4 protein-coding genes are annotated in these 11,637 nt (G+C 59.5%); 1 reads left to right on the forward strand and 3 read right to left on the reverse strand.

Annotation, left to right across the window (positions count from 1 at the left end):
- Positions 1–7 precede the first annotated feature (7 nt).
- The 3 genes from ACR0NO_RS11275 to ACR0NO_RS11285 all read right to left on the reverse strand — a co-directional run bounded on the left by ACR0NO_RS11275 (position 8) and on the right by ACR0NO_RS11285 (position 10,661).
- Positions 8–8,749 (reverse strand): Ig-like domain-containing protein, encoded by an 8,742-nt coding sequence (locus tag ACR0NO_RS11275; RefSeq protein ID WP_480723989.1) that lies wholly within the window; start codon positions 8,747–8,749, stop codon positions 8–10.
- A 132-nt stretch (positions 8,750–8,881) separates the two neighbouring features.
- On the reverse strand, positions 8,882–9,616 hold the full coding sequence (locus tag ACR0NO_RS11280) for a helix-turn-helix transcriptional regulator (RefSeq protein ID WP_480723990.1): 735 nt from the start codon (positions 9,614–9,616) through the stop codon (positions 8,882–8,884).
- A gap of 319 nt (positions 9,617–9,935) precedes the next feature.
- Complete coding sequence (locus tag ACR0NO_RS11285) at positions 9,936–10,661, reverse strand: 16S rRNA (uracil(1498)-N(3))-methyltransferase (protein WP_480723991.1); 726 nt, start codon at positions 10,659–10,661, stop codon at positions 9,936–9,938.
- 12 nt (positions 10,662–10,673) lie between these two features.
- Here ACR0NO_RS11285 and ubiA point away from each other — a divergent pair, with 12 nt between their 5' ends.
- Positions 10,674–11,636, forward strand: coding sequence for a 4-hydroxybenzoate octaprenyltransferase (gene ubiA, locus ACR0NO_RS11290; RefSeq protein WP_480723992.1), 963 nt, complete (start codon positions 10,674–10,676; stop codon positions 11,634–11,636).
- The last annotated feature ends 1 nt before the right edge of the window (position 11,637 follow it).

Raw genomic sequence — 11,637 nt, forward strand, 5'->3', positions numbered from 1 at the left:
CTGGGCGTTAAACCAACTCGGACGCGGGCGGCAGGTCGATCTCGGAATAGACCAGGAAGCCGTCGAGGTTGTATCCACCCAGATTGCTGCCCGAAAGTCCGCTGACATCCGCGTTGGTGAAGCTCGCGATTGTGTCGCCAAGAGTATAGTTCGCCCCCGGTGCGCCACCTTCGATCAGATCCTGCAACACCGCGTTGCCGCTTTGATCGAAGAACAGAGCGTATTCGCCCGGTCCAATCGGATCAAATGTTGCCGCAATCGAGTCCAGATCCCCCTGATTGGTCGCATCGTCGACCTCCCAAGCGATCGAGAACACCGCCAGATCTTCTTCAACCACAATGCGGTCACCGGAATCTTCGCTATCGGTGAAGCGGAAGCCGTTGATCACATTGGTACCCGAGTCGGCTGGGTCGATATAGATGAACGCACGGTCCTCTGCTGGGGTGCTTCCCGCGATATCAACCGTGTCATCGCCACCCCCGAGGATGATGGCTGCGTTGCCGCCACCATTGAAGGTCACGGCATCATCGCCGCCGCCCGCCTCAATCCAATGATCGACGCCTTCGATACGGATATCCTGCGCCGCATCGTCTGCGACAACGATTAGATCACGATCTCCGATGCCGAGCGAGTAGTCGATCGCCCCTTCATTCGTGGCGCTGTCGAGCATTGCAGCAAAGTCGGCAAACGGAATTCCAAGATCCGTCAGTGACCAAACCGGGCTGCCATCCAAGGTCAGGGTAGCTGCGTCGACCGTGCCGGACAGAACCTCGTTGCCGGGCGTACCTGACAAGGACAACCCGCTGCCAGTGACCGACAAGGCGTAGTTTTCCGCCGCACCGACTTCGAAGAATGTAAACTCGGTCGTCGATTGCGTCTGCAGGAATTCGGTGATGTCCGACGCGATCAGGGCAAGGTTCCCCGCGCCGGTGATCGTCAGCGTGGCCGGATTGTTCATCCGCCCGGGTGTTAGCGACAAAAGCTCCTCCGCGATCGAGTTTTCAAGGTCCTGTGCGCGCCATCCGACCAGTGTTACAGAGTCGTCAGGGCTGAGGTTGAAGCGCAGGGACGGCTGACCGTCGAAGATGACATCCTCATAGTCCGGTAGCCCGAATTCAAAGGCACCATTCCGAGCTTGCAGTTGATCGACGTCGATGTCGAAATTGTAAACGACATCATGACCCTCACCCACAATGAAGATGTCCTCGGACGCACCGCCCGTATAGGTGTCTACACCGCCGCGCCCTTCGAGGACCGAGCCGGTATCCGCCGCCGTCAGTGTGTCGTCGCCGGTACGTGAGCCGCGAACTTCTTCCACATTCGACAGGGTGTGAGTAAATGCCTGACCGTCCCATGTACCGGTCGCGATCCCTGTTGCCAGGTTCACGGTCACGCCAGTCGTTACGTCGCCACGATCATATCGCACGACGTCATATCCGCCTGCCGCATCCAGAACATCGGTACCAGCGCCCAAAATGAAACGTTCGTCTCTGTCAGAACCTGTCACGTTGTCATTATCGTCAAATGTCCGCAGTTCAATCCGGCCACCCGAACCTGTCACGTTCAGGTCAATGGACCCACCAGCAAAGGTGATGTCGCCCGTATCGAGGTTTGCTGTCGTCGCGCCACCGCCAGTATCAATACGGATGATGCCCGAGTTCAGATTGGCGTTAATGGTGTCATTGCCGCCCGCATAAAATGCTCCGAACCACGAGAAACCGCTGCCCTGAGTGATGTTGATCGTGTCATCCCCAGAGGTGCTGGAGATCCCCAGGCCAAAGGCTTCGCCGGCTGCAAGCGGATCGGTAATGGTATCCACGCCATCGCCGCCCTTGTTGACCACACCATTGTTGTTGGCAAAATCAACGAAGGCCTCGATCGGTCCGGTCAGTCCGTCATAGCGCAGCTCGACAAAGCTCTCACTGTCCACGTCTGACAGAAAAAACTCATCATCACCGAGAGTGCCGTTGATGACATCATCTCCATCACCGCTGGACAGCGGGTTGATAAAGTCATTGCCATCGGTTCCATCGATAACATCCGGACCGTCCGTTCCGATGATCGGATTGACCGCAAAGCGATCCGCATATTCCTGCTGGAAGTTCGCAACCGTCCAGTCTTCGAACAGGATCGTCGCGCCATCCGGCAGGGTAATCCGGACATCATCGCCGATCTGTTCGGCGTTTTGCACAGCTAGGGCGATTTCTTCATCCGTGGCGCTGTTGTCCAGTTCGATGTCGTCGATCCCGGCTTCAAAGTCGCGAATGATGTCATTTCCACGTCCAACGATGAACAGGTCTTCGCCAGCGTTACCCTGCAACGTATCATCACCCTCGCCGCCGATGAGGATATCCTCACCCGCACCGCCAGTGATGGTGTCATTGCCACCACGACCATCCAGGAACGCGTCCGTATCCGCCGCTGTCAGGGTGTCATCTCCTGTCCGAGAACCGCGCACCGCTTCGACATTGGACAAGCTATGTTCAAAGGCCTGACCATCCCACAAGCCGGTCGCGACCCCGGTGGCAAGGTTCACGGTCACACCCGTCGTCACATCACCACGGTCATAGCGCACGGTGTCAAAACCTGCGCCACCATCCAGCGTGTCGGTCCCCGCACCCAAAATGAAACGCTCATCCGCATCCGAACCGGTGATAGAATCGTCTTCGTCAAATGTCCGAAGCTCTATCCGACCGCCAGAGCCTGTCGCATTCAATTGGATGCTTCCGCTGGCAAAGCTGATCAGGCCACTCGAAAGATCAGCCGTGGTTGCCTCGCCGCTTGTATCAACACGGACGATACCTTCGTTCAGGCTAGCATTGATCACGTCATTGCCACCGGCATAGACAATCCCGGCCCACGAAAAGCCAGGACCCTGCGTGATATTGTAGGTGTCATTGCCAGCGGTTCCGACAAGCCCGATACCAAGAGATTCCCCAGTTGTGTTGGGGTTGGTCAGCGAGTCGAACCCGTCCGCGCCCTTGTCGACAAAGCCTGTATTGTTGGCATAGTCAATCGAGGCCGTGATAGGACCGTCCAGCACTGAATAATTCAGCTCGACAAAGCTTTCACCACCCGAGTTCGAGAAGTCGATCTCATCATCTCCAGTCGAGGCGTTGATGAGGTCAAACCCATCATCATTGCCCTGCGGGTCGATGAAGTCGTCACCAGCGGTGCCGTCCAGAACATCATCACCAAACGTGCCGATAATGTCGGAACCCCCACCTGCATTTTCGGCCTGTAGCTCGGCAACCGTCCAGCCCTCCAGCCGGAGCGTTGCACCGGTCGAGACGAAAGTGACCACCACCGCGTCGCCATCCTGCACCGCCGCCGCAACAGCTGCGTCGATTTCGGCCTCAGTATAGGCAGGGTCCAGTTCGATCGTGTCGATGGCGTCGCCCTGATAGTCCTGAATGGTGTCGTTGCCACGTCCGACAAAGAACGTATCCGCACCATCACCACCGATCAGCAGGTCGTCACCGTCCCCGCCGATCAGCGTATCATCCCCGCCACGACCTTCCAGACGCGAGCCGGTGTCGGCCGCCGTCAACATGTCGTCGCCCGTGCGTGAGCCGCGCACGCGTTCAACATTGGACAGGTTATGGGTAAAGGCCTGACCGTCCCAAATGCCAGTTGCGACCCCGGTTTGCAGGTTCACAGTCACGCCATCGGTCACGACGCCGCGGTCATAGCGCACGGTATCGAAACCGCCGCCCGCATCCAGCGTGTCGGTGCCTGCGCCCAGAATGAACCGCTCATCCGCGTCAGAGCCGGTCACATTGTCATCACCGTCGCCGGTTTCCAGCTCAATCTGGCCACCGGAACCGGATACGTTCAGATCGATTGAGCCGCTGGCGAAGGTGATATCGCCCGTGGTCAGATCCGCCGTGACATCTTCATCCACGGCGCCGGGGGTCACTGCATTCACACGCACGATGCCGGTGTTCAGCGTCACGTTGACCGTGTCATCGCCGCCTTCGTAGAAGATGCCCGCCCATGTCTCGACACCGTCCTGAACGAGGGTAAACGTGTCGTCGCTCTGCGTGCCAACAAGGCCGATCCCGAACGCCTCACCCGTGGTTTCCGGGCTGATCAGCGTGTCGGTACCATCGGCCCCTTTATCCACCGATCCCGTGTTGTTGGCATAGTCCATTGTCACGTTGATCGGGCCATCCAGCGCGGCATAGTTCAGCTCAACAAAGCTGGTGCCACCGGATGTGCTCAGGTCGATCTCGTCATCCCCCTGAGAGCCGTTGATGATATCGAGGCCACCGGCCTCACCATCATTGCCTTCGGGGTTGATCATGTCGTCGCCGGGCGTGCCCGACAGCTCATCATCGCCGCTGGTGCCGGTGATCGTCTGACCAACCGCGCCCACCAGAACCGAGCGATCTGTTGCCGCGCTGGTATTGCCCAGCGCATCTACGGCGACCGCAGTGACCTGGAAATTTGAGGTTGGAACATCCGCAGCAGCGAAAGTGACCGAGAAGTCACCATTCACGTCAGCCGTCGCCTGCTCGGTTTCCGCGCCGATGGTGACGGTGACGGTGCTGAACGCCTCGGCCGTGCCCGAGATGGCCAGATCGTCGGCTTGCTCGGACGGGTCGATGAAATTGTCGCCAGAGACCGCGTCCAGAAGCGGCGCGTCAGGTGCGGTTACGTCAACCGAGAAACCGCCGCCATCAACCGACCCGCTGGATAGAGAGGTCGGCGGCAGAGTCGCCACGGCAGACACCGAATAGTCACCACTGGCGTCCGGCAGGTCTGCCTCAGCGAAGGTGACGCTCCAGCTGCCATCGGGGGCAACGGCGGCCTGCTGATCCTGACCATCAATCGTTACGGTGACGGTGCTGCCCAAACGGCCCATGCCGGATACCACCAGACCGGCGGCCAGTTCGGTCGGGCCAAACGTGCCCGAGACCGGAGTGATTGTGGGCGTCAGGGTCGAAATCGGCTCAACCGTCACGGCCTGAGTTGCCTCGGCACCGGTATTGCCTGCCGCGTCCGTGGCCGTGGCGCTAACCGAGAAATCCGCGGCCGGAACATCTGCCGCAGCAAAGGTTACTGAGAAAAGGCCGCCATCGTCGGCGACGGTGGTTTCCACGACCCCATTGATCTCCACCTCGACGGAGGCAAAGGCCTCGGCGGTTCCGGTGATGGTCAGGTCTGCGCCCTGCTCTTCCAGGTCCAAAGCGTTGTCGCCCGCGACGTTGTCAATCACCGGTGCAGCGGGCGCGGTCACATCGACCGAGAATCCACCGCCATCAACCGAACCGCTGGTGAACGCGGTTGGAGGCAAGGTTGCCACGGCAGACACCGCGTAGTCGCCGGTCGTCGCAGGCAGGTCTGCCTCAGCGAAGGTCACGCTCCAGTTGCCGTCGCCGTCCACGACGGCCTCCTGATCCTCAGCATTAATCGTCACGGTGACCGTGCTGCCGGCGCGGCCTGTCCCGGTGACCGTCAGGCCGGCTGCCAGATCATCCGCACCCAGGACACCCGAGACTGGATCAACGGTCGGGGTCAAGGCTGAGACCGGCTCGACCGAGATCGCCTGCGTTGCCGAAGCGCTGGTATTGCCCAGATCATCCGACGCCACAGCGCTGATGGAGAAGTCCGAGGTCGGAACGTCAGCGGCATCGAATGTGACGCTGAACACGCCCCCCACACCGGCCACGTCTGTCAGGGTGACGCTGCCGATTGTGACCTCAACCGTCGCACCTTCATCCGTGGTACCGGTTACGGTCAGGTCCAAGCCACTTTCTTCCAACTCGATGGCATTGTTGCCTGCGACCACATCGAGAACAGGCGCGGCGGCGGCGTCCAGATCGACCGAGAACCCACCGCCCGAGACCGAACCGCTGGAGAAAGAAGTACCCGCCAAGGCCGCCGTAGCAGAGACCGTGTAGTCCCCCGTCGCGTCCGGCAAATCGGCCTCAGCAAAGGTGGCTGTCCAGTTGCCGTCGCCATCAACGGTTGCGTCCTGCGTGACGCCGTCGATATCGACGGTCACGGTGCTACCCACGCGGCCCGTGCCGGACACCACCAGCCCTGCGGCCAGTTCGGTCGGACCAAACGTGCCCGAGACCGGCGTGATTGTCGGGGTCAGGGCCGAGACCGGCTCGACCGTTACGGGTTGCGTCGCCGCGCTGCTTTCATTGCCCAGCGGGTCCGTCGCCGTGGCGCTTACCGAGAAATCCGTACCAGGAACATCGGCCGCGCCGAAGGTGACCGAGAACGCGCCACCCGCATCCGCAATCGCTGTTTCAACCGCGCCGTTTAGGGTAACCTCAACCGTTGCGCCGGCCTCGGCGGTACCGGTGATAGTCAGGTCCGCGCCCTGCTCCTCAAGCTCCAGCGCGTTGTTGCCCGCGATGGTGTCGAGCGACGGCGCATCGGGGGCTGTCAGATCGACCGAGAACCCTCCGCCGTCAACCGGCCCGCTGGTGAACGAGGTCGGCGGCAAGGTTGCCACGGCAGAAACCGTATAGTCGCCACTTGCACCTGGCAGATCTGTCTCGGCAAATGTAACACTCCACGTACCGTCACCGCCAACGGTTGCGCTCTGATCCTCGCCGTCGATGGACACGGTGATCGTGCTGCCTGCGCGGCCTGTGCCGGTGACCGTCAGGCCCGATGCCAGTTCCGCAGACCCCAGCGTACCAGAGACTGGATCAATAGTCGGGTCCAGATTCACCTCAGGCTCAACCATGATGTCACGATCAGAAGCGTCACTAGTGTTACCTAGGCTATCAGCAGCCTCGGCTGTGATGGTAAAGTCGCTATTCGGGATGTCGCTTGCATCGAACGTGACGCTGAACGAACCATCGGCGGCGGCGTTATCCGTCAGAGTGACCCCGCCGATCGTCACGGCCACAGTGGCGCCCACCTCGGCCGTGCCTGAAACCGTCAGATCCGACTCGCGTTCCTCCAATGCCAGAGCGTCATCGCTGGACAACGTGCCCAGGACAGGTGCATCCGGTGGTGTCAGATCAACATCAAAGCTGCCACCCGAGACGGCCGGAACGGTGAACACAGATGCCCCAGAGGGCGCAGCCGCAACCTCAACCGTGTAAGCCCCACTTGCAGCGGGGAAATCAGCGGCGTCGAACGTGAACAACCAATTGCCAGCGCCATCAACCGTCGTGGTCCGGCTGGCGTCAGGTGTCGCATCATCGCCATCGCTGAAGGTCACACGAACGATGCTGCCAGGGCGGCCAGTGCCGGACATGACCGGAGCGCTATCCAAGTTTGACGGGCCGTAGGTACTCAAGAAGTCCTCAGACAGGACAACCGGTTCCAGCGGAACGATATTGTCCGCCTCATCGGCAAGATCTGCAGGATCAGTCGTGGCGATATCACCCGACTCAACCAAATCGACCAATGTACCCTGTGCAACTTCCTGGTTGGCGACGATCTCGTTTTGCAGGGCATCAAGATCACCGGGATCCGCATTCTCTACGGCTTCATCAATATTCTCGTTCAGGGCCTGAACACCATTTGCGATCGCGCTGGCCTCGCCCGCTTCAACCTCAGCCTCTTCCAACGCTTCTGCAATCGCATCGGCGTCACTCAGAACCGAAGACGGATCGGGATCACCGGGGCCAGCCGCCGCGTCCAGCAATTGTTGAGCGAGCGATGCGGCCACGGCCTCGGAGGCGTCTGAACTGCCCTGAGCATCGGATTGCGTTGCCGCCGCTGCCGAGATGATTGCGGCAACCTGAGCGGCAGCCGCAAAAGCTGCAGCATCAGAGGGGTCGCTGGCGTTTTCGATCTCTTCGACCGGGTCAAGCTCCAACAGGTTGGTGTCGCTGCCCAGACCCAGCGCGGCGGCCAGTTGCTCATTCGCTTCGGCTGCGGTCAGCGGCGTGTCGCTGTCAGCGCTCGCTTCGACAAGGCTCTGGACAAGTGTGGTCAGCGGGGTGATGACGGTTGAACCCGCCGGGGCAGTCAGAGTGCCCGTGAACGCTTGGCCCGTCGAGGAATCCGTACCACCAATCGACACGATCTTGGCCGTCGGGTTTGAGGGATCCAAGGTGATCGAATAGTTGCCCTGCGCATCGGTGGTTGTATTTGGCTCACCTGCGTCAAAAATCGCGTTGCCGTTCAAATCCTGAAAGACGGTGGCGTTGACCAGATAGCCATCAACAACCGTACCCGTGGTAGGGGCGGTTGTCGATCCCGAGCCACCTCCATCGCTGCTGCCACCGCCGCCTCCGCCACCACCGGCGGCTCCGGCCAAGGCAAGCCCTCCGCCGACTGCGGCCAGCGTTCCCCCGGACACACCTCCGCCCGCTGCTGCGGCTTCTGTCATCTGCAGCGCGACCGCCTCAGAGACCAGAACCTCGCTGCCAGAAACGGTGAAGCTACCCGCAGGCAGGCGCATAACGGCCCCGTTTTCCAGCGTGACCTCGGCGGTTCCGTCGGGCAGAACTTCAATGGACTTCACACCGTCCAATGTACGCAGAGACACGTCCGATGTTTGCGCCTGGGCTGTCTCTGCACTCAGCAACACAAGGATCAGCGCGGTACCACCCGCAGCCAGCTTCGCGGCTGATTTTGCCGCCAGTTGCTTGAGAAAGTCGCCCCGCCCCTTGGTATCAGTCGGAACCCGCACAGGTTGCACCAACGACGCAGGCAGCACTTTGATGGACTGATCGAATTCGGCTGAGACACCGCGCAGCTCAACGGTAGATAGGGAGAACGAAGGCGTGCGGGCCAGACGGCCTGTCAATTGCGACTGCATATTCATGTGAGAGGTGGCTCCATCGAAAATACTGGTAAAGCGGGGCCAAAAACGGACCCCGACTATTCGTCGGCGAAAATTTGCTACCTCACTCTAGGAAACAGGCGGCGTTCGCCCAAGGTAGAGATATTTATACCTTCACAGGTTAATTAGGTTTTCTTTCAAAGCTATGGCGAGCGCCTGTTCACGGGTAGACGCGCCCAACGCCTTGCGCGCTAGTGAGAAATGTTTGTTAACTGCCGCTTCGCTGATGTTGAGGCGTTCAGCGATGCGGGCCGTCTGACACCCGTTGGCCAGCAACTCCAATACTTCTTGTTGACGTTGTGAAAGGACCTGGGTCATTGCTTTTAACCTCAGATTTGCTGGTGAGTGAATGGGTTCTGTAATGGCAGTGGCCAGCAAGGCCGACAGCATCGTCAAATCGACGGAACTGTTGTTATGCGCGGCTTTCATACTGTCGCTAGAACACAGCGTCACATAGACCCCGCGCCGCCCAGGCTCGCCAAAGCGAGACCCGATCAATGAGGCCAGGCCGGCAGATTTCAACCCGTGATCCAGGGCGTATTCCTTGTCAGATCGCGCATCAATGCGTTTCATCTGGCCGGATTCAACAATGTGGTATTCGTTCTGCCAGGCCAAATTCTCAAGCATGGCGTCCACCGACATGTAGTCTTCTTCGAGATACTCTGTGATCCAGTCTTCTGGCATGTTGGTGTTCATCCAGAAGATCTGCTTTTTGATCCCGTCGGCCTCACCGACTAGGATCGCCTCAATACCCTGTTTCTGAGACTGCGCGACTGCTTCATTCCATCGGTCTTCTGCGGAGGTGAGTCCGGCCAAAGCATCAACGAAATCAATCAGCGCGTTTTTCATGACGACCAGCGGCGTCCACTTCACTTGTTAAGTTCACATTAAATCAAGAAATAGAGAAATTAAAATTTAGTCAACATTTTGATGCTTTTCGGACCCTGAAGAGGCAGTTTACTTTCAAAGGCTTGGCCTGAGATCTAGGCCTTCAAACATTCATATGATTGATGTCGCATTGAGAGCTGCGCCTCAACACTTGAAAACGGTTTCAGAAAAAGCGCTCTTCGGCGATCGTTTTTGTCGGATTGCACTTACTTTAAGTGCAATTCCACTAAACAGGGCCTATTGTTCGCAATCCTGAGGGAATAGCCGAAATTAAACTTGGCTAAAGCCAATCCCCCAAGGCCTGCTGCCAAATGGTCAGCGCGGCTACCGCCGCCGTATCCGCGCGCAGAATGCGCGGGCCGAGGCTGACCACGTGCGAAAAGGGCAGCGCGGTCAAACGGGCGCGCTCTTGGTCCGAGAACCCGCCTTCGGGGCCAATCAGAATGGCCCAGGGTTGACCTTTTTCCTGCGCGGCCAGCCGTAGGGCTGAACCGACCTCGGCCTCATTGCAGAACATCAATTGCCGATCCTGAGGCCAACTATCCAGCACGCGGTCCAGTTTTTGCAGATCCGCGACCTCGGGCACAAAAGTTCCGCCACATTGCTCGGCGGCCTCGACCGCATGCGCCTGAAGCCGGTCCTGCCGGATACGCTCGGAGTTTGTGTACTCCGTCTGCACAGGCAGGATGCGTGCGGCCCCCATTTCTGCAGCCTTCTCGACAATGAAATCCGTGCGCGCCTTCTTGATCGGTGCAAACAGGAACCACAAATCCGGTGGCAGTTGCAAAGGCTTGGTCTGCTGCAGGCAGGACAGAACGCCGCCGCGCTTGCCCGTCTCAGAGACTTCGGCCAGCCATTCGCCATCCCGGCCATTGAACAGCGCAATCTGCGCGCCGATGGTTTGCCGCATCACGCCGAACAGGTAATGCGCCTGCTCACGCGTCAAAGGAACCGATTGCCCCTGACCCAAGGGCTGCTCTACATACAGTCTGATCTTCGCACTCATGAGACCCTACATATGCAAGGCAATGCTCCAACACCAGACGGTCAGGTCGCTGATGCTGTCTCCGGCAATTGGGTGGACACCCGCGCGCCCGCCTTCACCCGCCCCTACCTGCGGCTGAGCCGGGCGGACCGGCCCATCGGAACTTGGCTGTTGCTGATCCCTTGCTGGTGGGGGCTGGCGCTGGCGATCCTCAGCGATGGCACAGCGCGGCTGGAGGATGCATGGATCGCGATCGGCTGTGCTATTGGAGCCTTTTTGATGCGCGGCGCGGGATGCACGTGGAATGACATCACCGACCGCCATTTCGACGCACAGGTCGAGCGTACAAAATCCCGCCCGATCCCCTCGGGTCAGGTCAGCGTGCGACAAGCCGTGATCTGGATGGGTCTGCAGGCGCTGATATCGCTGGGGATTCTGCTCAGCTTCAATACAGGCGCTATCCTCATGGGCGTTCTGTCGCTAGCGCCAGTTGCCCTCTATCCCTTTGCGAAACGGTTTACGTGGTGGCCGCAGGTGTTTCTGGGACTTGCCTTCAACTGGGGTGCGCTGCTGGCCTGGGTGGCCCATACTGGATGGCTGGGCTGGCCTGCGGTGATGCTGTATCTGGCGGGTATCGCGTGGACGCTGTTCTATGACACGATCTATGCTCATCAGGATACCGAGGACGACGCGCTGATCGGTGTCAAATCCACTGCGCGGTTGTTCGGGGCGGATACGGCCAGATGGCTCAAGTATTTTCTGATCGCCACAGTCTCGCTGATGGGGCTGGCGATCATCGACGCAGGTGTGCCGGATTCGCCGTTCTGGATTGTCACGATTGCATTGGGCGGGCCATGGGCCATGGGCTGGCATATGTTGTGGCAGCTGCGCAATCTGAACATCGAGGACAATGCCAAATTGCTGATGCTATTCCGGTCAAACCGGGATACCGGCCTAATTCCGCTGATCTTCCTCTGCGTCGCGTTGCTGCTCTGAT

This window comes from Ruegeria sp. CL3 (genome assembly GCF_056536505.1).

Bases quoted from the DNA above. Each gene is read 5' to 3' on its own strand.
- ACR0NO_RS11275 (WP_480723989.1), bottom strand. From the start codon at position 8,749: ATGAATATGCAGTCGCAATTGACAGGCCGTCTGGCCCGCACGCCTTCG.
- ACR0NO_RS11280 (WP_480723990.1), bottom strand. From the start codon at position 9,616: ATGAAAAACGCGCTGATTGATTTCGTTGATGCTTTGGCCGGACTCACC.
- ACR0NO_RS11285 (WP_480723991.1), bottom strand. From the start codon at position 10,661: ATGAGTGCGAAGATCAGACTGTATGTAGAGCAGCCCTTGGGTCAGGGG.
- ubiA (WP_480723992.1), top strand. From the start codon at position 10,674: ATGCAAGGCAATGCTCCAACACCAGACGGTCAGGTCGCTGATGCTGTC.